The 23,946-nt window shown below is 70.3% G+C and carries 18 protein-coding genes; 11 read left to right on the top strand and 7 right to left on the bottom strand.

Annotation, left to right across the window (positions count from 1 at the left end; translation table 11 throughout):
* Positions 1-18 precede the first annotated feature (18 nt).
* From nuoE to recQ, 11 genes are all read left to right on the top strand, one after another.
* A complete protein-coding gene (gene nuoE, locus FNV62_RS29715) occupies positions 19-828 on the top strand; it encodes an NADH-quinone oxidoreductase subunit NuoE (protein WP_143605552.1) in 810 nt (269 codons plus the stop codon).
* Positions 825-2,174 carry an NADH-quinone oxidoreductase subunit NuoF gene (gene nuoF / locus FNV62_RS29720; RefSeq protein ID WP_177324079.1) on the top strand — a complete coding sequence of 450 codons (1,350 nt, stop codon included), beginning with the start codon at positions 825-827 and terminating at the stop codon, positions 2,172-2,174. The genes nuoE and nuoF overlap by 4 nt, the downstream gene beginning before the upstream one ends.
* The gene (locus FNV62_RS29725; RefSeq protein ID WP_143602560.1) at positions 2,171-4,675 is read left to right on the top strand and encodes an NADH-quinone oxidoreductase subunit G; all 2,505 of its coding nucleotides are present in this window, start codon (positions 2,171-2,173) and stop codon (positions 4,673-4,675) included. The genes nuoF and FNV62_RS29725 overlap by 4 nt, the downstream gene beginning before the upstream one ends.
* Positions 4,672-6,048: an NADH-quinone oxidoreductase subunit NuoH gene (gene nuoH / locus FNV62_RS29730; RefSeq protein WP_097285788.1), complete on the top strand. Its 1,377-nt coding sequence runs from the start codon at positions 4,672-4,674 to the stop codon at positions 6,046-6,048. Before FNV62_RS29725 ends, nuoH begins: the two co-directional genes overlap by 4 nt.
* The gene (gene nuoI / locus FNV62_RS29735) at positions 6,041-6,643 is read left to right on the top strand and encodes an NADH-quinone oxidoreductase subunit NuoI (RefSeq protein ID WP_054232155.1); all 603 of its coding nucleotides are present in this window, start codon (positions 6,041-6,043) and stop codon (positions 6,641-6,643) included. The genes nuoH and nuoI overlap by 8 nt, the downstream gene beginning before the upstream one ends.
* Positions 6,640-7,458, top strand: a complete 819-nt coding sequence (locus tag FNV62_RS29740) for an NADH-quinone oxidoreductase subunit J (RefSeq protein ID WP_097285789.1) — start codon at positions 6,640-6,642, stop codon at positions 7,456-7,458. Before nuoI ends, FNV62_RS29740 begins: the two co-directional genes overlap by 4 nt.
* The gene (nuoK, locus tag FNV62_RS29745; protein WP_018568277.1) at positions 7,455-7,754 is read left to right on the top strand and encodes an NADH-quinone oxidoreductase subunit NuoK; all 300 of its coding nucleotides are present in this window, start codon (positions 7,455-7,457) and stop codon (positions 7,752-7,754) included. The genes FNV62_RS29740 and nuoK overlap by 4 nt, the downstream gene beginning before the upstream one ends.
* A 14-nt stretch (positions 7,755-7,768) precedes the next feature.
* Positions 7,769-9,682, top strand: coding sequence for an NADH-quinone oxidoreductase subunit L (nuoL, locus tag FNV62_RS29750; RefSeq protein ID WP_097285790.1), 1,914 nt, complete (start codon positions 7,769-7,771; stop codon positions 9,680-9,682).
* Positions 9,683-9,687: 5 nt separating this feature from the next.
* On the top strand, positions 9,688-11,259 hold the full coding sequence (locus FNV62_RS29755) for an NADH-quinone oxidoreductase subunit M (protein WP_060901534.1): 1,572 nt from the start codon (positions 9,688-9,690) through the stop codon (positions 11,257-11,259).
* Complete coding sequence (nuoN, locus tag FNV62_RS29760) at positions 11,256-12,905, top strand: NADH-quinone oxidoreductase subunit NuoN (protein ID WP_054232160.1); 1,650 nt, start codon at positions 11,256-11,258, stop codon at positions 12,903-12,905. The genes FNV62_RS29755 and nuoN overlap by 4 nt, the downstream gene beginning before the upstream one ends.
* A 243-nt stretch (positions 12,906-13,148) precedes the next feature.
* Positions 13,149-15,134 carry a DNA helicase RecQ gene (recQ, locus tag FNV62_RS29765; RefSeq protein WP_097285791.1) on the top strand — a complete coding sequence of 662 codons (1,986 nt, stop codon included), beginning with the start codon at positions 13,149-13,151 and terminating at the stop codon, positions 15,132-15,134.
* A 42-nt stretch (positions 15,135-15,176) separates the two neighbouring features.
* Here the strand turns inward: recQ and FNV62_RS29770 are convergent, their stop codons facing one another.
* The 7 genes from FNV62_RS29770 to fahA form a co-directional block, all read right to left on the bottom strand.
* Positions 15,177-17,936 carry a fumarate reductase/succinate dehydrogenase flavoprotein subunit gene (locus FNV62_RS29770; RefSeq protein ID WP_143627699.1) on the bottom strand — a complete coding sequence of 920 codons (2,760 nt, stop codon included), beginning with the start codon at positions 17,934-17,936 and terminating at the stop codon, positions 15,177-15,179.
* An 11-nt stretch (positions 17,937-17,947) separates the two neighbouring features.
* The gene (locus tag FNV62_RS29775; protein WP_143627701.1) at positions 17,948-18,754 is read right to left on the bottom strand and encodes an ABC transporter ATP-binding protein; all 807 of its coding nucleotides are present in this window, start codon (positions 18,752-18,754) and stop codon (positions 17,948-17,950) included.
* Complete coding sequence (locus tag FNV62_RS29780; RefSeq protein ID WP_143627703.1) at positions 18,738-19,595, bottom strand: ABC transporter permease; 858 nt, start codon at positions 19,593-19,595, stop codon at positions 18,738-18,740. Before FNV62_RS29780 ends, FNV62_RS29775 begins: the two co-directional genes overlap by 17 nt.
* Positions 19,592-20,941 carry an ABC transporter substrate-binding protein gene (locus tag FNV62_RS29785; RefSeq protein WP_143627705.1) on the bottom strand — a complete coding sequence of 450 codons (1,350 nt, stop codon included), beginning with the start codon at positions 20,939-20,941 and terminating at the stop codon, positions 19,592-19,594. Before FNV62_RS29785 ends, FNV62_RS29780 begins: the two co-directional genes overlap by 4 nt.
* A gap of 15 nt (positions 20,942-20,956) precedes the next feature.
* Complete coding sequence (locus FNV62_RS29790; protein WP_010986276.1) at positions 20,957-21,184, bottom strand: ferredoxin family protein; 228 nt, start codon at positions 21,182-21,184, stop codon at positions 20,957-20,959.
* 162 nt (positions 21,185-21,346) lie between these two features.
* Entirely contained in the window at positions 21,347-22,126 is a 780-nt protein-coding gene (locus tag FNV62_RS29795) for a GntR family transcriptional regulator (RefSeq protein ID WP_186003113.1), read from the bottom strand.
* A gap of 527 nt (positions 22,127-22,653) precedes the next feature.
* A complete protein-coding gene (gene fahA / locus FNV62_RS29800; RefSeq protein WP_097285796.1) occupies positions 22,654-23,877 on the bottom strand; it encodes a fumarylacetoacetase in 1,224 nt (407 codons plus the stop codon).
* Positions 23,878-23,946 lie beyond the last annotated feature (69 nt).

Genomic DNA, 23,946 nt, shown 5'->3' on the forward strand with positions numbered 1-23,946 from the left:
GAGGGCGTCAGCCTGGGCATGCCCCAACTGCCCGCGCCCGACTATCCGGACGACGTCCGAGCCCGGCTCGAGGCGGACGCGCGCGAGATCGTCGCCCGCTACCCGGACTCCCGTTCGGCGCTCCTTCCGTTGCTGCATCTCGTGCAGTCGGAGGAGGGCCATGTCACGCGCACGGGGCAGCGGTTCTGCGCGGACGTACTGAACCTGACCACGGCCGAGGTCACCGCCGTCGCGACCTTCTACTCGATGTACCGGCGCAAGCCGAGCGGTGACTACCAGGTGGGTGTGTGCACCAACACCCTGTGCGCGGTCATGGGCGGCGACGCGATCTTCGAGGCCCTGCAGGACCACCTGGGCGTCGGCAACGGCGAGACCACCGACGACGGCAAGGTCACGCTGGAGCACATCGAGTGCAACGCGGCCTGCGACTTCGCACCGGTCGTGATGGTCAACTGGGAGTTCTTCGACAACCAGACCGTGGCCTCCGCGAAGCGCCTCGTGGACGACCTGCGCACGGGAGCACAGGTCGCGCCCACCCGCGGCGCCCCCTTGTGCACCTTCAAGGACACCGCGCGGATCCTGGCGGGCTTCCCCGACGAGCGCGAGGGAGCCGTGGAGGCGGGCGGCAGCGCGGGCCCCGCCTCACTGATCGGTCTCCGCCTGGCCAAGGGGGAGAGCGTCCAGGCGCGCGTGGTCCACCCGCGAGGCGGCCAGGCACCGCAGGACCAGCCGCCGGCCGAGCACCTGAGCTCGCACGACGCGCCGCAGGACACATCGGCCTCCGATCCGTCGCACCCGGCGGGTCCCGCAGCCGAGGAGGGGGAGTGATGACGTTGGCACCCGAGATCGACGAGACCAGCCCGGAGAAGCTGCTCGCACCCGTGCTGTCGGCCTTCTGGGACGAGGAGAAGTCCTGGTCTCTGGACGTCTACCGGAGGCACGAGGGGTACGAGGGGCTGCGCAAGGCGCTGGCCATGTCGCCGGACGACCTGATCGCGTACGTCAAGGACTCCGGTCTGCGCGGCCGGGGCGGCGCGGGATTCCCCACCGGAATGAAGTGGCAGTTCATTCCTCAGGGCGATGGCAAACCTCACTATCTAGTTGTCAACGCCGACGAATCGGAGCCGGGAACCTGCAAGGACATCCCGCTCCTCTTCGCGAACCCGCACAGCCTCATCGAGGGCATTGTGATCGCGTGTTATGCCATCAGGTCTTCGCATGCGTTCATCTATCTCCGCGGTGAAGTCGTCCCCGTGTTGCGGCGGTTGCACGAGGCCGTTCGAGAGGCCTACGCGGCGGGCTACCTGGGCGAGAACATCCTCGGCAGCGGACTCGACCTCAAGCTCACCGTGCACGCGGGCGCGGGCGCGTACATCTGCGGTGAGGAGACCGCACTGCTCGACTCGCTCGAAGGCCGCCGTGGTCAACCGCGGCTCCGTCCCCCCTTCCCAGCCGTCGCGGGCCTCTACGCGTGCCCGACTGTGGTGAATAACGTCGAGTCGATCGCGTCAGTTCCCGCAATCCTCCGAAAAGGCAAGGAATGGTTCAGGTCGATGGGCAGCGAGAAGTCCCCGGGCTTCACGCTGTACTCGCTCAGCGGCCACGTCGCCAGCCCCGGCCAGTACGAGGCTCCGCTCGGCATCACACTCCGCCAACTCCTCGAGATGAGCGGCGGGATGCGCCCCGGCCACCGGTTGAAGTTCTGGACGCCGGGCGGCTCCTCGACCCCGATGTTCACCGACGAGCACCTCGACGTCCCTCTTGATTACGAAGGAGTGGGTGCCGCGGGTTCCATGCTCGGCACAAAAGCACTCCAGTGCTTCGATGAGACGACCTGCGTCGTGCGGGCTGTCACCCGGTGGACCGAGTTCTACGCCCACGAGTCCTGCGGCAAGTGCACGCCCTGCCGCGAAGGGACGTACTGGCTCGTGCAGTTGCTGCGCGACATCGAGGCCGGCAAGGGCGTCATGTCGGACCTCGACAAGCTCAACGACATCGCCGACAACATCAACGGCAAGTCGTTCTGCGCCCTCGGCGACGGCGCCGCCTCGCCGATCTTCTCCTCGCTCAAGTACTTCCGCGAGGAGTACGAGGAGCACATCACGGGCCGCGGCTGCCCCTTTGACCCGGCCAAGTCCACGGCTTGGGCCGACCGCACGGAGGTGAACGCATGACGGTGACCACCAGCGCTCCCTCGGGAGGGGGAGAGGCGGCGGTTCCGCCGGAGGATCTCGTCTCGCTGACGATCGACGGAGCCGAGATCAGCGTGCCCAAGGGCACCCTGGTCATCCGGGCCGCCGAACAGCTCGGCATCGAGATCCCCCGATTCTGCGACCATCCGCTGCTCGACCCGGCCGGCGCCTGCCGCCAGTGCATCGTCGAGGTCGAGGGCCAGCGCAAGCCCATGGCGTCCTGCACGATCACGTGTACGGACGGAATGGTGGTGAAGACTCACCTCACCTCGCCCGCCGCCGAAAAGGCCCAGCACGGTGTGATGGAGCTGCTGCTCATCAACCACCCGCTGGACTGCCCGGTCTGCGACAAGGGCGGCGAGTGCCCGCTGCAGAACCAGGCGATGTCGCACGGCAACGCCGAATCCCGCTTCGAGGGCAAGAAACGGACCTACGAGAAGCCGGTCCCGATCTCCACGCAGGTACTGCTCGACCGCGAGCGGTGCGTGCTGTGTGCCCGCTGCACCCGCTTCTCCAACCAGATCGCCGGCGACCCGATGATCGAGCTGATCGAGCGGGGCGCGCTCCAGCAGGTCGGCACCGGCGAGGGCGACCCGTTCGAGTCGTACTTCTCCGGGAACACCATCCAGATCTGCCCGGTGGGCGCGCTGACCTCGGCGGCGTATCGCTTCCGCTCGCGCCCGTTCGACCTCGTCTCCTCGCACTCGGTGTGCGAGCACTGCGCGGGCGGCTGCGCGACCCGCACCGACCACCGGCGCGGCAAGGTCCTGCGGCGCCTGGCCTCCCCCGACCCCGAGGTCAACGAGGAGTGGCTCTGCGACAAGGGGCGGTTCGGGTTCCGGTACGCGCAGCAGCGGGACCGGCTCGAGACGCCCCTCGTACGGGGCGAGTCGGGTGAACTGGAGCCCGCTTCCTGGCCCGAGGCCCTGGAGGCGGCGGCCCGGGGCCTGTCGGCGGCCCGCGGCCGGACCGGCGTCCTGACCGGTGGCCGTCTCACCGTCGAGGACGCCTACGCCTACAGCAAGTTCGCGCGCGTGGCCCTCGACACGAACGACATCGACTTCCGCGCGCGCGTGCACAGCGCAGAGGAGGCCGACTTCCTGGCCTCCCGGGTCGCCGGACACGGACGGGACCTCGACGGTACGGGCCTCACGTACACCTCTTTGGAGAAGGCGCCCGGCGTCCTGCTCGTCGGCTTCGAGTCCGAGGAGGAGGCGCCCGGAGTCTTCCTGCGGCTGCGCAAGGCCTGGCGCGGACACGGACAGAAGACGTTCTCGCTCGCCACGTACGCGACACGCGGCCTGGACAAGGCGGGCGGCACGCTGCTGCCCGCCGCGCCCGGTACCGAGACCGAGTGGCTGGACGCCCTCGCGAGCGGCGTCGGCCTGGAGGGCGACGGTGCCAGGGCCGCCGAGGCGCTGCGCACCGAGGGCGCCGTGATCGTCGTCGGCGAGCGGCTCGCGGGCGTGGCGGGCGGCCTCACCGCCGCCGTACGGGCCGCGGCCGCGACCGGCGCCACACTGGTGTGGATCCCGCGCCGGGCCGGGGAGCGCGGCGCGATCGAGGCGGGCGCGCTGCCGTCGCTGCTGCCGGGCGGGCGTCCGGCCACCGACCCGCGCGCGCGGGAGGAGGTCGCGGCCGCCTGGGGCGTCTCCGCGCTCCCGCACCGCTACGGGCGCGACACCGGCCAGATCGTAGAGGCCGCCGTCGGCGGTGAGCTGCGGGCCCTGGTGGTGGCGGGCGTGGAGGTCGCCGACCTTCCCGACCCGGCACGCGCGCGTGCGGCCCTTTCCGAAGTCGGCTTCCTGGTGTCGCTCGAACTGCGGCCCGGTGAGGTCACCGAGCACGCGGATGTCGTCCTCCCGGTGGCCGCGGTCGCCGAGAAGGCCGGCACCTTCCTGAACTGGGAGGGCAGGGTGCGCTTCTTCGAGGCCGCGCTCAAGCCCGACCAGATGACCCGTCGCCTGGCACCCACCGACGCGCGTGTCCTGCAGATGCTCGCCGACGCCATGGACGTACACCTGGGTCTGCCGGATCTGCGCACCACGCGCGGGGAGCTGGACCGGCTCGGTCCCTGGGGCGGCCTGCGGGCCACCGGGCCCGTGGAGATCGCGGCATCGCTGCCGCGTCCCGCCGCGGGGGAGGCCGTGCTCGCGGGCCACCGGCTGCTGCTCGACCAGGGCCGCCTCCAGGAGGGCGACGACGCGCTCGCCGGGACCCGGCATGCCGCACGCGCGCGTGTGTCGGCCGCCACGGCCGCCGAGGCGGGCGTCAAGGAAGGCGACCTCCTCGCGGTCACCAGCAGTGCCGGAACCGTCGAACTGCCGCTGCAGATCACCGAGATGCCCGACCGCGTGGTCTGGCTCCCGCTGAACTCCACCGGAGGGGGCGTCGCCTCCGACACGGGGGCGCTGCCCGGCGCACTCGTCCGCATCGGCCCGGCGACGCTCGTCGGCGAGGCCCCCAAGGAGGTGGAGGCATGAGCAGTCTGTACCTCGCCACTGAAGACCTCTCCATGTTCGGCCGCGACCCCTGGTGGCTGGTCGTCGTCAAGGCGGTCTTCTGCTTCGCCTTCCTGATGATCACCGTGCTGTTCTCGATCGTGTGGGAGCGCAAGGTCGTCGCCTGGATGCAGCTGCGCATCGGACCCAACCGGCACGGCCCCTGGGGCATGCTCCAGTCGCTCGCCGACGGCGTGAAGCTGATGCTCAAGGAAGACGTCATCGTCAAACGCGCGGACAAGGTGGTCTACGTCCTCGCGCCGATCGTCGCGGCCATCCCGGCCTTCATGGCGATCGCGGTGATCCCCTTCGGGCCCGCCGACAACGAGATCTCGATCTTCGGCCACCGCACCACGATGCAGCTCACGGACCTGCCGATCGCGATGCTCTACATCCTCGCGGTCGCCTCGGTGGGCATCTACGGGATCGTGCTCGCGGGTTGGAGTTCCGGATCCACGTACCCGCTGCTGGGCGGTCTGCGGTCCTGCGCGCAGATGATCTCGTACGAGATCGCCATGGGCGCCGCTTTCGCCTCGGTGTTCCTCTACTCCGGGTCGATGTCGACCTCGACGATCGTCGAGCAGCAGCACGACCGCTGGTACATCATCCTGCTGCCGGTCTCGTTCCTGATCTACATCATCACGATGGTCGGCGAGACCAACCGCGCCCCCTTCGACATGCCGGAGTCCGAGGGCGACCTCGTCGGCGGTTTCAACACCGAGTACTCGTCCATCAAGTTCGCGCTGTTCATGCTCGCCGAGTACGTGAACATGGTGACGGTCTCGGCCGTGTCGACCACGCTCTTCCTGGGCGGCTGGCGGGCCCCGTGGCCCATCAGCACCTTCTGGGAGGGCGCCAACCACGGCTGGTGGCCGATGCTCTGGTTCGTGGTGAAGGTGCAGCTGCTGCTGTTCTTTTTCATCTGGCTGCGCGGCACGCTGCCACGCGTCCGCTACGACCAGCTGATGAAACTCGGCTGGAAGGTCCTCATCCCGGTCTCCGTGGTCTGGCTGATGCTCGTCGCGACCGTACGGACCCTCAGGAACGAGAACTACGACTTCGCCGACATCGCCCTGTACGTAGGCGGCGGTGTCCTCGTCCTGCTGCTGCTTTCGTTCGCCGTGGACATCTTCCGCGACAAGCAGGGTGCTCAGGAAGCGCCCGCCGAGCCCGCCGCCTTCGACCCGATGGCCGGTGGATTCCCGGTGCCGCCACTGCCGGGACAGGAGCTGCCACCCGTGCCGCGGCGTCGCCCGCGCCGCGAGCGCGAGTTGATTGTCAGTGGTGGGTCCGATACTGCGAGTGACGGATCGAATGGCGGAACTCGTGACGGAAAGGAGGGGTCCGATGGCTGAGGAGCCGAAGGAGACCAAGCCCGGTTTCCAGAACCCCGTCGCAGGCTTCGGCGTGACCTTCAAGGCCATGTTCAAGAAGCGCCTGACGGAGCAGTACCCGGAGCAGCAGAAGACCACCGCCCCGCGGTTCCACGGCCGGCACCAGCTCAACCGTCACCCGGACGGTCTGGAGAAGTGCATCGGCTGCGAGCTGTGCGCCTGGGCCTGCCCCGCGGACGCCATCTATGTGGAGGGCGCGGACAACACCGACGAGGAGCGCTACTCGCCGGGCGAGCGGTACGGCCGCGTCTACCAGATCAACTACGCCCGCTGCATCCTGTGCGGCCTGTGCATCGAGGCGTGCCCCACCCGCGCGCTCACGATGACGAACGAGTTCGAGCTCGCCGACTCCAGCCGCGCCAACCTCATCTACACCAAGGAGCAGCTGCTCGCCGGGCTCGACGAGGGCATGGTCGACACACCGCACTCGATCTTCCCCGGTACGGACGAGCAGGACTACTACCGGGGTCTGGTGACCGAGGCGGCGCCGGGCACGGAGCGCCAAGTAGCCGTCTCCAAGGGTGAGAAGCCCACGGAAGAGGGGGTGGGGGCATGAGCGCGCAGCTCGCCGCCTACTCCACCTCCACCGGAGAGGCCTTCCAGTTCTGGATCCTCGGCACGGTCGCCGTGATCGGCGCCCTGTGCACCGTCTTCATGAAGAAGGCCGTGCACAGCGCGCTCTGTCTCGCCAGCACCATGATCATCCTGGCGGTGTTCTACCTCGCCAACGGCGCCTACTTCCTGGGCGTCGTGCAGATCGTCGTCTACACCGGCGCGATCATGATGCTGTTCCTCTTCGTGGTCATGCTCGTCGGTGTCACCGCGGCGGACTCCCTGAAGGAGACCATCAAGGGCCAGCGCTGGCTGGCCCTGGTGTGCGGACTCGGCTTCGGCGTCCTGCTGGTCGCGGGCATCGGCAACGCGTCCCTGAAGGACTTCAACGGCCTGAGCAAGGCCAACGCCAACGGGAACGTGGAGGGCCTCGCCGCCCTCATCTTCACGAAGTACGTGTTCGCCTTCGAAATCACCGGCGCCCTGCTCATCACGGCCGCCGTCGGCGCCATGGTGCTCACGCACCGCGAGCGCACCGAGCGCGCCAAGACCCAGCGCGAGCTGTCCGAGCAGCGCGTACGGGAAGGCAAGCACGTACCGCCGCTGCCGGCCCCCGGTGTCTACGCCCGGCACAACGCGGTGGACATCGCGGGCCTCCTCCCGGACGGCACCCCGTCCGAGCTGACCGTCAGCAAGACGCTGCGGGACCGCGGCCAGATCCGTGACGTGTCCACCGAGGCGCTGAGCGATCTGAAGGCGCTGGAGCAGCGGGCCGAAGAACGCCTGGAGCGCACGAAGACGGAGGAGGCGTCCAAGTGAACCCGGTCAACTACCTCTATCTCGCTGCCCTGTTGTTCACGATCGGCGCCACCGGCGTGCTGATCAGGCGCAACGCGATCGTGGTGTTCATGTGCGTCGAGCTCATGCTCAACGCCTGCAACCTCGCGTTCGTCGTCTTCTCCCGCATGCACGGCAATCTCGACGGCCAGATCATCGCCTTCTTCACGATGGTCGTCGCCGCCGCGGAGGTCGTGGTCGGGCTCGCGATCATCGTGTCGCTCTTCCGTTCCCGCCACTCGGCCTCGGTCGACGACGCCAGCCTGATGAAGCTGTAAGGGGTCGCTGAATCGTGGAGAACCTGATTGCGCTGCTGGTAGCGGCGCCTCTGCTCGGAGCGGCCGTACTGCTGTGCGGCGGTAGGCGGCTCGATGCCGTCGGCCACTGGATCGGCACGGCGCTCGCGGCCGCGTCCTTCGTGATCGGCGCGATCCTCTTCGCCGACATGCTGGGCAAGAGTGCGGACCACCGGGCCATGAGCCAGTACCTGTTCAGCTGGATCCCCGTCGAGGGCTTCCAGGCGAACGTCTCCTTCCAGCTCGACCAGCTGTCGATGACGTTCGTCCTGCTGATCACCGGCGTCGGCTCACTGATCCACCTGTACTCGATCGGATACATGGAGCACGACGAGCGGCGCCGCCGCTTCTTCGGCTACCTGAACCTGTTCCTCGCGGCGATGCTGCTGCTCGTCCTCGCCGACAACTACCTGCTGTTGTACGTCGGCTGGGAGGGCGTCGGCCTCGCCTCGTACCTGCTGATCGGCTTCTGGCAGCACAAGCCCAGCGCCGCCACCGCCGCGAAGAAGGCCTTCCTGGTCAACCGCGTCGGCGACATGGGCCTGTCGATCGCCATCATGCTGATGTTCACCACCTTCGGGTCCTTCGCCTTCGGGCCGGTGCTCGGTACCGAGGGGCACCCGGGGCTCGTCGGTGGCGCGACCGAGGGCAAGCTCACCGCCGTCGCCCTGATGCTGCTGCTCGCCGCGTGCGGCAAGTCCGCTCAGGTGCCGCTGCAGTCCTGGCTCGGGGACGCGATGGAGGGCCCGACTCCGGTCTCGGCCCTCATCCACGCCGCGACCATGGTGACCGCGGGCGTCTACCTGATCGTCCGCTCCGCCGCGATCTTCAACGCCGCGCCCGACGCCCAGCTCGTCGTCACCGTGGTCGGCGCCGTCACGCTCCTGTTCGGTGCGATCGTCGGTTGCGCGAAGGACGACATCAAGAAGGCGCTCGCCGGATCGACGATGTCGCAGATCGGCTACATGGTGCTGGCCGCGGGCCTCGGCCCCATCGGCTACGTCTTCGCGATCATGCACCTGGTGACGCACGGGTTCTTCAAGGCCGGGCTGTTCCTCGGCGCCGGCTCGGTCATGCACGGCATGAACGACGAGGTCGACATGCGCAAGTACGGCGGTCTGCGCACGTACATGCCGATCACCTTCGTCACCTTCGGTCTCGGCTACCTCGCCATCATCGGCTTCCCGGGCCTGTCCGGCTTCTTCTCCAAGGACAAGATCATCGAGGCGGCCTTCGCGAAGGGCGGCACCGAGGGCTGGATCCTCGGCGGCGCGGCCCTGCTGGGCGCGGCCATCACGGCGTACTACATGACCCGCGTGATGATCATGACGTTCTTCGGGGAGAAGCGCTGGCAGCCGGACGCCGAAGGCCATGAGCCGCACCCGCACGAGTCCCCGAGGTCCATGACGATCCCCATGATCGTGCTGGCCTTCGGATCGGTCTTCGCGGGCGGTTTCTTCAGTATCGGCGACCGCTTCCTCAACTGGCTGGAGCCGGTCACCGGGCATTCGGAGGGCAACTCGCCCGTCAGCGCCCTCACGGTCACGCTGGCCACCATGGTGCTGCTCGTCGTCGGCGCCGGAATCGCGTACGCCCAGTACGGGCGCAGCCCCGTCCCGGTCGTCGCCCCGCGTGGTTCCCTGCTCACCCGGGCCGCCCGGCGCGACCTGCTCCAGGACGACTTCAACCACGTCGTGCTGGTGCGCGGCGGGGAGCACCTCACCCGCTCCCTGGTGTACGTCGACCACACCCTGGTCGACGGGGTCGTCAACGGCACCGCGGCCTCCATGGGCGGCCTCTCCGGGCGCCTGCGCAAGCTGCAGAACGGCTATGCGCGCAGTTACGCGGTCTCGATGTTCGGCGGTGCGGCCATCCTCGTCGCCGCGACCCTGCTGATGAGGGCGGTCTGATACCGATGTCCTTTCCTCTGCTGACAGCGACGGCGGCGCTCCCGGCGGTCGGGGCGATCGCCACGGCCGCCGTGCCGGCCGCGCAACGCGTCGCCGCCAAGTGGCTGGCGCTGCTCGTCTCGCTCGCCACGCTCGTCCTGGCCGCGATCGTGCTCGTACGCTTCGACCCGGGCGGCGACCGCTACCAGCTCACCGAATCCCACGCCTGGATCAAGGACTTCGGGGTGCGGTACGAGCTGGGTGTGGACGGCATCGGGGTGGCGCTCGTCGCGCTGACCGCGCTGCTGATCCCGTTCGTGATCCTGGCGGGCTGGCACGACGCCGACCCGCACGAGACAGGAAGCAGGCGCTGGCGTCCGACTCAGGGCTTCTTCGGCCTGATCCTGGCCGTCGAGGCGATGGTGATCATCTCCTTCGAGGCCACCGACGTCTTCCTCTTCTACATCTTCTTCGAAGCCATGCTGATCCCGATGTACTTCCTCATCGGCGGCTTCGGAGACCGCGCCCACGAACACGGCGACAAGGCGGCGGCGACCCAACGCTCCTACGCCGCGGTGAAGTTCCTCCTCTACAACCTGGTCGGCGGCCTGATCATGCTGGCCGCCGTCATCGGTCTCTACGTAGTGGCCGGAAACTTCTCGCTCCAGGAGATCGTGCAGGCCCGCGCCAACGGCTCGCTGCACATGGCGACCAACACGGAGCGGTGGCTGTTCCTCGGCTTCTTCTTCGCGTTCGCGGTGAAGGCGCCCCTGTGGCCGCTGCACACCTGGCTGCCCAACGCCATGGGCGAGGCCACGGCCCCGGTCGCGGTATTGATCACGGCGGTCGTCGACAAGGTCGGTACCTTCGCGATGCTCCGCTTCTGCCTCCAGCTCTTCCCGGAGGCGAGCAAGTGGGCGACGCCGGTCATCCTCGTCCTCGCCCTCATCAGCATCATCTACGGGGCGCTGCTCGCGGTCGGCCAGCGGGACATCAAACGGCTGGTGGCGTACGCGTCGATCTCGCACTTCGGGTTCATCATCCTGGGCATCTTCGCGATGACCAGCCAGGGCCAGTCGGGCGCGACGCTCTACATGGTCAACCACGGGATCTCGACCGCCGCCCTGATGCTGGTGGCGGGCTTCCTGATCTCGCGGCGCGGCTCGCGTCTGATCGCCGACTACGGAGGGGTGCAGAAAGTCGCCCCGGTGCTCGCGGGCACCTTCCTGATCGGCGGCCTCGCGACCCTCTCGCTCCCCGGGCTCGCGCCCTTCGTGAGTGAATTCCTGGTTCTGGTGGGCGCGTTCGAGCGCTACCCGGCCGTCGGCATCGTCGCCACCTTCGGCATCGTCCTCGCCGCGCTCTACACCCTCGTCCTCTATCAGCGGACGATGACGGGCCCGGTGAAGGCGGAGGTCGCCGAGATGCCCGACCTCAGGGTGCGTGAGCTTCTGGTGGTCGCCCCGCTGATCGCCCTGTTGATCTTCCTGGGCGTCTATCCGAAGCCGGTCACCGACATCGTCAACCCGGCGGTCCAGCAGACCATGTCCGACGTCCATAAGACGGACCCCAAGCCCGAGGTGGAGGCGGCCAAGTGAGCACAGCAGCTGTCCACAGCCTGTGGACAACCGCGGCCGAACCGATCTCCAAGATCGACGCGCCGAAGATCGAATACGGGCAATTGTCGCCCACCCTGATCGTGATCGGGGCGGCGCTCGTAGGGGTGCTCGTCGAGGCCTTCGTGCCGCGCAAGTCCCGGTACTACGCGCAGGTCTTCCTGTCCGTCGTCGCGCTCGCCGCAGCCTTCGCCGCGGTGATCGCACTGGCGGCGGGCGGATACGGCACCACGAAGGCGCACATCGCGGCCATGGGTGCGATCGCCGTCGACGGACCGTCCCTGTTCCTGCAGGGCACGATCCTGCTGGCGGGCATCCTCGGTGTCTTCACCTTCGCCGAGCGACGGCTCGACCCGGAGGCGCACGGCAACCGCGTCGACTCGTTCGCCGCGCAGGCCGCCTCCGTGCCCGGCAGCGACAGCGAGAAGGCCGCGGTGAAGGCCGGGTTCACCACCACCGAGGTGTTCCCGCTGCTGCTCTTCGCGATCGGCGGCATGCTGGTCTTCCCGTCGGCCAACGACCTGCTGACCCTGTTCATCGCGCTGGAAGTCTTCTCGCTGCCCCTCTACCTGCTGTGCGCCGTGGCCCGCCGCAAGCGGCTCATGTCGCAGGAGGCCGCGGTCAAGTACTTCCTGCTCGGCGCCTTCGCCTCCGCGTTCACCCTCTTCGGCATCGCCCTGCTCTACGGCTACGCGGGCTCGGTGTCGTACGCGACGATCGCGCAGGTCGTGGACGGCACGATCCCGAACGTCGACCCGGCACTCGTCGGCACCATGGGCAACGACGTGCTGCTGCTCATCGGCGCCGCGATGGTCGTCATGGGCCTGCTCTTCAAGGTCGGCGCGGTGCCGTTCCACATGTGGACCCCCGACGTCTACCAGGGCGCGCCGACGCCGGTCACCGGCTTCATGGCCGCGGCGACGAAGGTGGCCGCCTTCGGGGCGCTGCTGCGGCTGCTGTACGTCGTCCTGCCGGGCCTGCGCTGGGACTGGCGGCCGGTCATGTGGGCCGTCGCGATCGTCACCATGCTGGGCGGTGCGATCGTCGCGATCACCCAGACCGACATCAAGCGGCTCCTGGCGTACTCGTCCATCGCGCACGCCGGATTCATCCTCGCGGGCGTCATCGCGACCTCGCGGGACGGCGTCTCGTCGGTCCTCTTCTACCTGGCCGCGTACTCGTTCGTGACGATCGGGGCCTTCGCGGTCGTGACCCTGGTCCGCGACGCGGGCGGCGAGGCCACGCACCTGTCCAAGTGGGCGGGCCTCGGACGCAGGTCACCGCTGGTGGCGGCCGTCTTCGCGGTCTTCCTGCTGGCGTTCGCGGGTATTCCGCTGACCTCCGGCTTCGCCGGGAAGTTCGCCGTCTTCAAGGCGGCGGCGGAGGGCGGCGCGGGCCCGCTGGTCGTGGTCGGTGTGATCTCGTCGGCGATCGCGGCGTTCTTCTACATCCGCGTGATCGTGCTCATGTTCTTCAGCGAGCCCCGGCCGGAGGGACCGACGGTCGCCGTGCCCTCGCCGCTGACCATGACGGCGATCGGGTTCGGCGTGGCGGTCACGCTGGTGCTCGGTGTGGCGCCGCAGTACTTCCTGAACCTGGCGAGCCAGGCGGGAGTCTTCGTCCGCTGAACCACGCACGGCTCGGGCCCCGCTCCCTCCTCGTGAGGCAGCGGGGCCCGAGCTGTGATCAGCGCATCGGCCCGTCGAACTTCCGTCCTCCGAAGATCGAGGCTCTGTCGTCGCTTGAGACCGGCCGGACCCGAGTGCGTAGGGAAGCCGATCGGTCGCAGCCTGTGGATAACTCTCGGGCTGTCGGCGCGGACCCCTATCGTGGACGCAGTGGTCGAGGCGCGACGTACGGGGGACAGGACGATGGGCGGGACGGGTGTGATGACCGAAGCGGACGCGACGGAGACGCTGGGAGAGAGCGAGGCACTGGCCACGCTCCACCGGGTCTTCGGGTACGACGCCTTCCGCGGCGAGCAGGAAGCGATCATCGAGCACGTGGTGGCGGGCGGTGACGCCGTCGTCCTGATGCCGACGGGTGGCGGCAAGTCGCTCTGCTACCAGATTCCAGCCCTGGTCAGACCGGGTACGGGAGTCGTGGTCTCCCCCCTCATCGCGCTGATGCAGGATCAGGTGGACGCGCTGCGCGCGCTGGGCGTGCGCGCCGGGTTCATGAACTCCACGCAGGACTTCGACGAGCGGCGCGTGGTGGAGGCCGAGTTCCTGGCGGGGGAGCTCGACGTGATCTACCTCGCCCCGGAGCGGCTGCGCCTGGAGACCACGCTGGACCTGCTGTCACGCGGGAAGATCTCCGTCTTCGCGATCGACGAGGCGCACTGCGTGGCCCAGTGGGGCCACGACTTCCGCCCCGACTATCTGGCGCTCTCCCTGCTCGGCGAGCGCTGGCCGGACGTCCCGCGCATCGCGCTGACGGCCACGGCCACCCGCGCGACGCACAAGGAGATCACCCAGCGCCTGGCCATGCCGACCGCCCGCCACTTCGAGGCGAGCTTCGACCGTCCCAACATCCAGTACCGGATCGTCCCCAAGGCCGACCCCAAGAAGCAGCTGCTGTCCTTCCTGCGCGACGAGCACGCGGGCGACGCGGGCATCGTGTACTGCCTCTCGCGCAACTCGGTGGAGAAGACGGCCGAGTTCCTCTCCCGCAACGGCGTCGAGGCGGTGCCGTACCACGCGGGTCTGGACGCGGGCACCCGCGCCACCCACCAGTCACGCTTCCTGCGCGAAGAGGGCCTGGTCGTCGTCGCCACCATCGCCTTCGGCATGGGTATCGACAAGCCGGACGTGCGGTTCGTCGCCCACCTCGACCTGCCCAAGTCGGTCGAGGGCTACTACCAGGAGACGGGACGCGCGGGCCGTGACGGACTGCCGTCCACGGCATGGATGGCGTACGGGCTTCAGGACGTCGTCCAGCAGCGCAAGATGATCCAGGGCTCGGAGGGCGACGAGGCGTTCCGCCGCCGGGCCGCCGCCCACCTGGACTCGATGCTGGCCCTGTGCGAGACGGTCCAGTGCCGGCGCTCCCAGCTCCTCGCCTACTTCGGCCAGGACCCGCACACCCCGGCATGCGGCAACTGCGACACGTGCCTCGCACCGCCCGAGACCTCGGACGGCACGGTCGTGGCACAGAAGCTGCTGTCCACGGTGGTACGGCTGCAGCGCGAGCGCGGACAGAAGTTCGGCGCCGGCCAGATCATCGACATCCTGCTCGGGCGGCGCACCGCCAAGGTGATCCAGTTCGATCACGACCAGCTGTCCGTGTTCGGCATCGGTGAGGACCTCGCCGAGTCCGAATGGCGCGGCGTGGTGCGGCAGTTGCTGGCGCAAGGCCTGCTCGCGGTCGAGGGCGAGTACGGGACGCTGGTGCTGACCGAGGAGAGCGGGACGGTGCTGCGGCGCGAGCGCGAGGTGCCGCTCCGCAAGGAGCCGCCGAAGCCCACCGTCTCCCGTTCCTCCTCGTCCTCGCGGGGCGAGCGCAAGGCCAAGGCCGCCGCGGTCGACCTGCCCCAAGAACTCGTCCCCGCCTTCGAGGCCCTGCGCTCCTGGCGCGCCGAACAGGCCAAGGAACAGGGCGTCCCGGCGTACGTCATCTTCCACGACGCCACGCTCCGGGAGATCGCCACGGTGTGGCCCACCTCGGTCGAAGGCCTCGGCGGCATCAGCGGGGTGGGCGAGAAGAAGCGCGCGACATACGGAGAGGGCGTGATCGGAGTGCTCGCCTCCCTGGCCGGCGGCGCCCCCGGAGCAGCACCGGCCGCCGCGGCCGGTGAGGCACCGGACCCGGACTGGCCCGAGATGGACGCGGAACCGGAGCCGGAGGACTGGATGTAGGGCGCCCCGGCCCTCTGCCCAGTTCTCTGCTCGGCCCTGTGGTCACAGGGCGCGTGACGCGTACGCCCTGACGTCCGCGTCGGAGTCCGCCGTGGCCGTGGCCAGGGCCGCGCGGGCTTCCTCGTCGATCGCGGAGTGCTGCACGAGGGCCAGGACCGTCGCCTTGCGGACGTCGGCGTTCGGGTCTTCCAGGGCCCGGGCGAGCGCCGGGACGGCGAGCCGGGCCTCCGCGGCGGACAGCGCGGTCGCGGCGCCGGAGCGGACCTGCCAGGCGGGGTCGGCCTGGGCGGCGACGGCGCGCGCGGCCAGGGAAGACGAGCAGCCGGTGACGGCCAGCGTCGCGAAGGCCGCTGCCCGTACCAGGGCGTCCGGGTCGGTCGTGAGCCGGTCGAGAGTGCCCGCGACGAGCTTTCCCGGGGTCACGTTGGCGAGGGCCTTGGCCACCGTGACGCGGACCTCGCGGGACGGGTCGGCCGCGGCCCGGCTCAGGGGCTCCGCGGCGTCGACGGAGACCAGGGCGCGCACGGCCTCGACGCGGACGGCGGTCTCGGGATCGGCGAGGGCGTCCGCGAACCGTTCCGCGTCGCCCAGGCGCAGCGCGCGCAGGACGTCCAGGGCGGCGGCGCGTACGACGGGATCGTCCTCGGTGAGGGCGGCGGCGAGGCCCTCGCGCAGGTCCGGCTCGGCCGGCAGGGTCTCCACCAGCTCGCGCAGCGAGGCCGCGGCGGTGGCCCGGACGTCGCCGTGCGGGTCCCGGAGCGCGGCGGCGAGGGCGGGACCGGTGCCGGGCGGCACGGTCTCGGTGAGGACGCCGACGGCCGAGCGCCGGACAGCGGGGGACGGGTCGTCCAAGTAGGGCAGCAGCGCGCTGAGTTCGGGCTCCTGTTCCGTGAGGGCGAGGAGTTCGAGGAGGCGGGGCGAGGTGCCCGCGCCGGTGTGGTCGAGTCCCCTGCGGTCGGGATCGGCGACGGGGACCGTGACGGGAGGGGGCGCCGAGGCCACCGGCGCGGCGTCCCGCGCCCCCGCCGTGGCGACCGACTCCGGGTGGACCTCGCCGAGGTGTCGGGAGGCGCCGCCCGTCGGGGTGAAGTCGGGAACCGGGACGAGATAGGGGGCCACGGGACGGGCCGTGAACTCCATGGAGCCGGAGGGGGACTTGTGCAGGTCGAGGTGGTGGAACCAGGAGTCGTCATCACGCGCGGGATGGTCCGTGCGGTCGTGGTACAGGCCCCAGCGGGACTCCGTGCGGGCCAGGGAGGCGCGGGCCGCCATCTCCGCGCAGTCGCGGATGAACGTGACCTCGGCGCACCGCATCAGCTCGTGCGGAGTGCGGGCACCCATCTCCGCGATGTCCGCGCGCATCCGCTCGAACGCCTCCAGGGCGAGGGAGAGCCGGGCGCCGGACTTCGGCGGCGCCACGTAGTCGTTCACGAAGCGGCGGAGTTTGTACTCGACCTGGGACTGCGGGGGCCCGTCCGGGTGGTGCAGCGGGCGGTAGACCAGTTGGTGTGCGTCGCGCAGCTGGTCCTGCGGCAACTCGCCCTCGTAGGGCTTGTACTGGGCGGCGTCCGCTCCCGCGAGGTCGCCGAAGACGAACGCGCCGATCATGTAGTTGTGGGGGACACAGGCCAGGTCCCCGGCGGCGTACAGACGGGGCACGGTCGTACGGGCGTGGTCGTCGACCCGTACGCCCGAAGCGGAGTGGCCGCCGCACAGGCCGATCTCGGAGATGTGCATCTCGATGTCATGGGTGCGGTAGTCGTGGCCGCGACCGGCGTGGAAGGTACCGCGTGTGGGGCGTTCGGTGGTGTGCAGAATGGACTCGAGGGCGCTGATCGACTCCTCGGGGAGGTGGCTGAGCTTGAGGTACACCGGCCCCCGGTCCGAGGCGACCTCGGCGGCGAACTCGGCCATCATCTGGCCCGACCAGTAGTCGGAGTCGACGAAGCGTTCGCCGTGCCGGTTGACCTGGTAGCCCCCGAAGGGATTGGCGACGTAGGCGCAGGCGGGACCGTTGTAGTCCTTGATCAGCGGGTTGATCTGAAAGCACTCGATGCCGGTGAGTTCGGCGCCGGCGTGATAGGCCATGGCGTAGCCGTCACCGGCGTTGGTGGGGTTCTCGTACGTGCCGTAGAGGTAGCCGGAGGCGGGCAGGCCGAGGCGGCCGCAGGCGCCGGTCGCGAGGATCACCGCCCCGGCACGTACGGAGACGAACCGCCCGGTGCGGGTGTTGAAGCCCGCGGCGCCCACCGCACGCCCCTCCGCCGTGAGGACCCGTACCGGCATCACCCGGTTCTCGATGCGGATGCGCTCGCGCATCTCGCGGCGCCGCAGCTGCCGGTAGAGGACTTTCTTGACGTCCTTGCCCTCGGGCATCGGCAGCACGTAGGAGCCGGAGCGGTGCACCTGGCGGACCGCGTACTCGCCGTGCTCGTCCTTCTCGAACTTCACGCCGTACGACTCCAGGCGCCGCACCATCGCGAAGCCGCGGGTCGCGGTCTGGCGGACGGTGGACTGGTCGACGATGCCGTCGTTGGCGCGGGTGATCTCGGCGACGTAGTCGTCGGGTTCGGCGCGGCCGGGGACGACCGCGTTGTTGACGCCGTCCATGCCCATGGCGAGAGCGCCGGAGTGGCGGACGTGCGCCTTCTCCAGGAGGAGGACGTCGGCCCCGTGCTCGGCGGCGGTGAGTGCCGCCATGGTGCCGGCCGTGCCGCCGCCGATGACGAGCACGTCGCAGGACAGCTCTTCGGCGTCCGCGAGCGCGGGGATCTCCACGAGGGTGTCCACGGGGGTGTCCACGAGGGTGCCTTTCAGGTGCTGAGGGACGTGAGGACCTCGCGGCGCAGTGCGAGCCGCGCCGGGTCGTCGAGTGCGGATCGATCACGCGGGCGCGGTACTTCCCGTACGGCGAGAAGCCGGCCTGGGCCGCCGGGACCGCCGTCGTCGGCCGGGTGCCCGGAGCCGAGGAGTGCGACCCGGTCGCCCAGGAACAGCGCCTCGTCCACGTCGTGGGTGACGAAGACGACGGTCGCTCCGGTGCCGTGGAGTACCTCGACGAGGAGGTCCTGCATGCCCGCGCGGGTCTGGGCGTCGAGGGCGCCGAAGGGTTCGTCCATGAGGACGGCGCGGGGTGCTCCGGCGAGGGCGCGGGCGAGCTGGGCGCGCTGGCGCTGGCCGCCGGAGACGCGGTGCGGCAACTGCCGTTCGCGGTCGGCGAGTCCGACGCGGCCGAGCCAGGCCGAGGCCTGCGCACGCCGCTCGGTGCGGGACGAGCCCTTGATGGCCAGCGGGAGTTCGACGTTGGCACGCAGGGTGCGCCAGGGAAGAAGGGCATCCTCCTGGAAGACGAGCGCCCGGTCGGCACCTGGGCCCACCAGGGGGCGACCGTCCTGGGCGACGGTTCCGGCGAGTGCGGGCAGCAGCCCGGCGAGGGTGCGCAGGAGGGTCGATTTGCCGCAGCCGGAGGGGCCGACGACGGTGAGGATCTCGCCGGGGGTGATGTCCAGGACGACGCCTTCGAGGACGGGGGCGCCGGGGCGGCCGAGCGAGGCACGGGTGAGGGAGAGCCGGGTGCCGCGCACGGTGACGGGCGTCCCGGTCTCAGACGAGGTGTTCATCGCGCACCCCCTCCTCGCGGACGGGCTCCGGGACGGACGGGACCGGGGCAGGGGCCCTGCGCACGCGGGCCCCGGCGACGTACTCGGTGCGCGGCAGCCACCGGGTGAGCCATCGCCCCACGCGCTCGACGGCCGTGGAGGTGACCCAGCCCAGCACACCGATCGTGGCCATGCCGACGAAGACACCGGGATAGTCGACGACGGTGTAGTCCTGCCAGGTGCGGTAGCCGACGCCGTACTGGCCGGAGATCATCTCGGCGGAGATCACACAGATCCACGAGACGCCGATGCCGACCGAGAGACCGCCGAAGATCCCGGGGAGGGCGCCGGGCAGGACGACCGAGCCGAGGATCCGCCATCGGCCGCCGCCCATGGTGCGCACCGCCTCCTCCCACACGGGGGCCAGGGCCCGAACCGCGTGCCGGGTGGAGACCAGGACAGGGAAGAAGGCGGCGGCGCAGGTGATGAAGACGATGCCCTGTTCGTTGCTGGGGAAGAGGAGGATCGCCACCGGCACGAGCGCGATCGCGGGGATCGGCCTGAGCACCTCCACCAGCGGGCCGAGCAGGTCCTCGGCCAGGCGCGAGCGAGCCACGAGCACGCCCGTGGCCACCCCCAGGACGGCCGCCAGCAGGAAGCCGGTGAGGATCCGGGTGAGGCTGTCGGTGAGGTCCGTCCAGTAGTCGTGGCCGCCGAGGCGGTCACCGAAGGCACGGGCCACGTCGGCGACGGTGGGGAACTGCGAGAAGCGCAGCCAGAGGTCGACGTTCAGGCTGGTCAGCAGCTGCCAGGCGGTCAGGACCGCGGCGAGCGAAGCGGCCCTGACGAGATACCGGGTCATGACGCCCGCTCCAGCGCGGAGGCGTACGAGATCGTGTGCGCGCCCCGGTGGCCGGCGAGGTACGCCTGGGCGTTCGCCGCCGTGACGAAGGGGCGCAGGCCGCTGCCGTCGGCCACCCACACCGCCCGGTCGGCGAACCACAGGGTGCCGGTCGTGGCGTCGGGGACGTACGCGGCGCGGACGGTGTCGCGGTGGGAGGACACGTAGTGGAGGAGAGCGGAGGGGGAGGCGAAGGTACGGGTCGAGGAGGCGCCCTTGGGCCACACCTCGCTAGAGGCCGGTGGAGGTGACGCGGCGAGCTGATCGGCGTACGTGGTCGGGCCGAGGGCGCGTTTCACGTACTGGTCGTCGACGAAGGCGTCCACGTCGACGTCGCCCACGAGCTTCGCCGACTTCAGGACGGAGACGTCCTTCTTGAGCGCGGAGATCAGTTGGGGCTTGAGGGCCGGGTCGAAGGTGGCGATGCCGTGAGCGCCGTTGTAGAGGTAGACGACCTCGGCGGGCAGAGCGGTCGCCTTCGCGACCTTCTGGGCGGCGGCCAGCGGGTGGTCGTGCAGATAGGTCGTCGCCTCCGACTGCGCCTGGAGGAAGGCCTCCAGCACGGCCGGGCGCTTCTTCGCGAAGTCCTCGCGGGCGGTGACGCCGTGGAAGGTCGGCAGATCGAGTGCGGCGCCGTCGTACAGAGCCTTCGCCTTGCCCTGGAAGGCGAGCAGGCCGGGCCAGGCGACGAACTGCGAGAGCGCGTCGGCGCTGCCCGCGGAGAGGGCCGAAGCGCCCACCGCGGGCTGCTGGTTGAGCTTCTGGATGCCCTGGTCCGGGTCGATCCCGGCGCGCTGCAGGGCTCGTACGAGGGTGCCGTCGGCCGCCGAACCGATGCTGGTCGACACCTTCTTGCCGCGCAGGTCGGCGAGGGTGGCGAGTGTGGAGTCCGGTGCCGTGACGATGGTGTTGAGGCCGCCTCGGAGGTTGTACCCGGTGACGGAGACGAGGCGGGTGGGGCGGCCGAGCTGTTTGCCGCGGGCCGCGTTGATCAGCAGCGGGAAGTCACCCATCGAGCCGATGTCGATCTTCCCGGCGGTCATCTGGGCGGTGATCGGGGCGCCGGTCGCGTAGTCCTGCCAGTTCACCTTGTACGTCGTGCCGTCCCTCAGGGAGTTCAACTCCTTCTCGAAGGAGCCGAGGGAGCGAAGCAGGGTTCCCGCGGTGACGGTGTTGATGGTCTTGGACTGGTAGCCGACCGTGATGGTGACCGTGGAGCCGGAGCCGGTCGTGGTGCCGCTGCCGCAGGCGGTGAGAGGAAGGACGAGGGCGGCCGTGGCCAGGGCGGCGAATGCCTTGAGTTTCATGGGAGTTCGGTCCTCTCACCGGAGGAGGTAGGGCATGTTGACCGTGACGGCCCCGGTGGGGCAGCGGGCCGCGCAGGGGCCGCAGTACCAGCACTCGTCGACGTGCATGTACGCCTTGCCGTTGCTCTCGTCGATGGCGAGGGAGTCCAGCGGGCACATGTCCACGCAGAGCGTGCAGCCGTCGATGCACTTCGACTCGTCGATGGTCACGGGCACGTCGGCCCGCTGGGGCGCCAAGGGCATGGCTGTCTCCAGAAAAGTCGTGCGTGGGATGAACCGGGAGGACCCTTCGAAACGATGAAGGGGTGGAGGGGCGCGGTGGTTGAGGGGGGGTGGTGGTGAGAGGGAGCTGTGGTGAGGGCGCGGCGCGGAAGGGAGGTGACGGTGACGTGGTGAAGGGAGGCGTCAGAGCGCGCGGCGGAGCCGGCCGCTCATCGTGATGCGGTCGCCGCGGAAGCGGATGAACTCCAGGTCCACGGGGCGGCCGTCGGCGAGGTGGGTGAGCCGCTCCAGCATGAGGACGGCCGCACCGCGAGGCGCTTGCAGGACGACCGCCGAGTGTGCGTCGGAGTTGACCGCCTCCAGGGTGATCTCGGCGTGCCCCAGCGGCTGGCCGGCGACGGCTTCCAGGAGACGGAAGACATCGGTGTTCTCCAGGTCGGCGCCGAGCAGGGCGGTGCCGAGGTCGAGCGGGATGTAGGTGAGGTCGAGGGAGAGGGGGAGTCCGTCGAGGCGGCGGAGGCGTTCGATGTAGAGGACGTCGGCGCCGGGGGCGATACGGAGTCGGTCGGCCACGGGGGTGGGCGCGGCCACGGGGCCGACCGTGCGTACCTCGTTGGTGACCTGGCCGTGTTCGCGCAGGGTCTCCGCGAGTCCCATCAGCCGGTCGAGTCCGTGCGGGTACTTCTGGGCGACGACGACGGTGCCGACGCCGGGGAGGCGTTCCACCAGGCCCTCCGCGCGGAGCAGGTCCAGGGCCTGGCGGACGGTGTTGCGCGAGGCGCGGTAGTCGGGGCCGAGGGCGGCTTCGTGCGGCAGGGTGCCGTCCGGGAAACCGCCGGTCAGCACCTGGTGGCGGAGCAGGTCGGCGAGTTGCCTCGCCCGGTCCGCGCGCAGCCGACGCCGGTGGGCGGCGACGGTGGTCGCGCCGGGGCCGGCGTGCTCTCGGACGCGTTCGGTGGGCATGCGACGGACCATACCGACGGGGTGCGGGTGGTGGTGTTGCTGGAGTGTTGCGCCACCTGTCGATGGTGAGGGTCGGGGGTTGGCCTGCGGTTTTGGCCGGGAGGAGGGGAGATCTGCCACCCGTGGGGGCGCGGTGTGGGGCGGGGGTGTCTTGTGGGTGCGAGTGCGAGTGCGAGTGCGAGTGCGGGGACGTGGGGTCGGCGGGGTAGGGGTCTTCGCCCCCGCCGCCCCTACCCGTCCCCTCCCAGGGGCTCCGCCCCTTCGACCCCCTGGTCTCCCCTCCCGGAGGGGCCACCGCGGGGCTTCGCCCCTGCACCCCGGCGGGGGCTGTGCGCTCAGGTCGTCACGCGGGGCTTCGCCCCTGCACCCCGGCGGGGTTTGCGCCCCCGGAACAGGGCGGGCCTATTGCCCTTGGACCCCGTCGGGCCTATTGGCCTTGGACCCCGTCGGGCCTATTGGCCTTGGACCCCGTCGGGCCTGTCGCCCTTGCACCCCGCCGGGGTTGTTGCCCCCGGGCGCCGCTGGAGTCAGGAGGGGTTGGGTGCCGGGGTGATGCGGCCCCTCACCTCGCCCAGTCCCACCCGCGTGCCGCCGGGGCCCGGGGCCCAGGCCGTCAGGGTGACCTCGTCGCCGTCCTCCAGGAAGGCCCGTTTGCCGTCGGGGAGGTCGAGGGTGTCGCGGCCGTTCCAGGTGAGTTCCAGGAGGGAGCCGCGCTCGTGCTCGGACGGGCCGCTGACCGTTCCCGAGCCGTACAGGTCGCCGGTGCGCAGGGAGGCCCCGTTGACCGTCATGTGGGCCAGTTGCTGGGCGGCCGTCCAGTACATGGTGGAGAAGGGGGGTTCGGATACGACGTGGCCGTTGACGGCGACGGAGATACGGAGGTCGTAGCCGCCGGGCTCGTCCTCGGAGTCGTCCAGGTAGGGGAGGAGGGGGTGCGTGCGGGCCGGGGGCGCGACCCGTGCGTCGTCCAGCGCGTCGAGCGGGGTGATCCACGCCGACACCGAGGTGGCGAAGGACTTGCCGAGGAAGGGGCCGAGAGGGACGTACTCCCAGGCCTGGATGTCGCGCGCCGACCAGTCGTTGAGGAGGCAGAGGCCGAAGACGTGGTCGCGGAAGGAGGAGAGCGGGACGGGCGTGCCCCTGGTCGAGGGTGCGCCGACCACGAAGCCGACCTCCGCCTCGATGTCGAGCCGGACGGAGGGGCCGAAGACGGGGGCGGTGTCGGAGGGGGCCTTGCGCTGGCCCGAGGGGCGGACCACCTCCGTGCCCGACACCACGACCGTGCCGGAGCGGCCGTGGTATCCGATCGGCAGGTGCTTCCAGTTGGGGGTGAGGGAGTCGGCGGCGTCGGGGCGGAAGATCTGTCCGACGTTCCGGGCGTGGTTCTCGGAGGCGTAGAAGTCGACGTAGTCCGCCACCTCGAAGGGGAGGTGCAGGGTCACCTCGGAGAGGGGGTGCAGGAGGGGTGCGATGGTCTCCCGGTGGGCCGGGACCGTCACCCAGGCGGTGAGTGCGCGGCGTACGTCGGACCAGGCCGTGCGGCCGGCGGCGAGCAGCGGGTTCAGGGTGGGCTGCGCGAGCAGTTCGGCGTACGGGGAGCCGAGTGCCCGGGCGGTCGCTCCCGCGTCGAGGACGTGGTCGCCGAGCCGGACGCCGACGCTCCGCTCGGACGCTCCGGCCCGGGAGAAGACGCCGTAGGGGAGGTTGTGCGGGCCGAAGGGATCGCCCTCGGGGACATCGAAGGGGGGCATCGGGGTGGTGCCTCGCTTTCGTGGTCGTGCGCGCTGTGTGGTTCGTGTGACTGTCTTGGCCGTGTGATC

This window comes from Streptomyces sp. RLB3-17, from assembly GCF_007113425.2.
GTDB lineage: Bacteria > Actinomycetota > Actinomycetes > Streptomycetales > Streptomycetaceae > Streptomyces > Streptomyces mirabilis_D.

Excerpts from the sequence above, each read along its gene's own strand:
- nuoE (WP_143605552.1), top strand. The coding sequence starts at position 19 with ATGCCCCAACTGCCCGCGCCCGACTATCCGGACGACGTCCGAGCCCGG.
- FNV62_RS29725 (WP_143602560.1), top strand. The coding sequence starts at position 2,171 with ATGACGGTGACCACCAGCGCTCCCTCGGGAGGGGGAGAGGCGGCGGTT.
- nuoH (WP_097285788.1), top strand. The coding sequence starts at position 4,672 with ATGAGCAGTCTGTACCTCGCCACTGAAGACCTCTCCATGTTCGGCCGC.
- nuoI (WP_054232155.1), top strand. The coding sequence starts at position 6,041 with ATGGCTGAGGAGCCGAAGGAGACCAAGCCCGGTTTCCAGAACCCCGTC.
- FNV62_RS29740 (WP_097285789.1), top strand. The coding sequence starts at position 6,640 with ATGAGCGCGCAGCTCGCCGCCTACTCCACCTCCACCGGAGAGGCCTTC.
- FNV62_RS29755 (WP_060901534.1), top strand. The coding sequence starts at position 9,688 with ATGTCCTTTCCTCTGCTGACAGCGACGGCGGCGCTCCCGGCGGTCGGG.
- recQ (WP_097285791.1), top strand. The coding sequence starts at position 13,149 with ATGGGCGGGACGGGTGTGATGACCGAAGCGGACGCGACGGAGACGCTG.
- FNV62_RS29775 (WP_143627701.1), bottom strand. The coding sequence starts at position 18,754 with ATGAACACCTCGTCTGAGACCGGGACGCCCGTCACCGTGCGCGGCACC.
- FNV62_RS29780 (WP_143627703.1), bottom strand. The coding sequence starts at position 19,595 with ATGACCCGGTATCTCGTCAGGGCCGCTTCGCTCGCCGCGGTCCTGACC.
- FNV62_RS29785 (WP_143627705.1), bottom strand. The coding sequence starts at position 20,941 with ATGAAACTCAAGGCATTCGCCGCCCTGGCCACGGCCGCCCTCGTCCTT.
- FNV62_RS29790 (WP_010986276.1), bottom strand. The coding sequence starts at position 21,184 with ATGCCCTTGGCGCCCCAGCGGGCCGACGTGCCCGTGACCATCGACGAG.
- FNV62_RS29795 (WP_186003113.1), bottom strand. The coding sequence starts at position 22,126 with ATGCCCACCGAACGCGTCCGAGAGCACGCCGGCCCCGGCGCGACCACC.
- fahA (WP_097285796.1), bottom strand. The coding sequence starts at position 23,877 with ATGCCCCCCTTCGATGTCCCCGAGGGCGATCCCTTCGGCCCGCACAAC.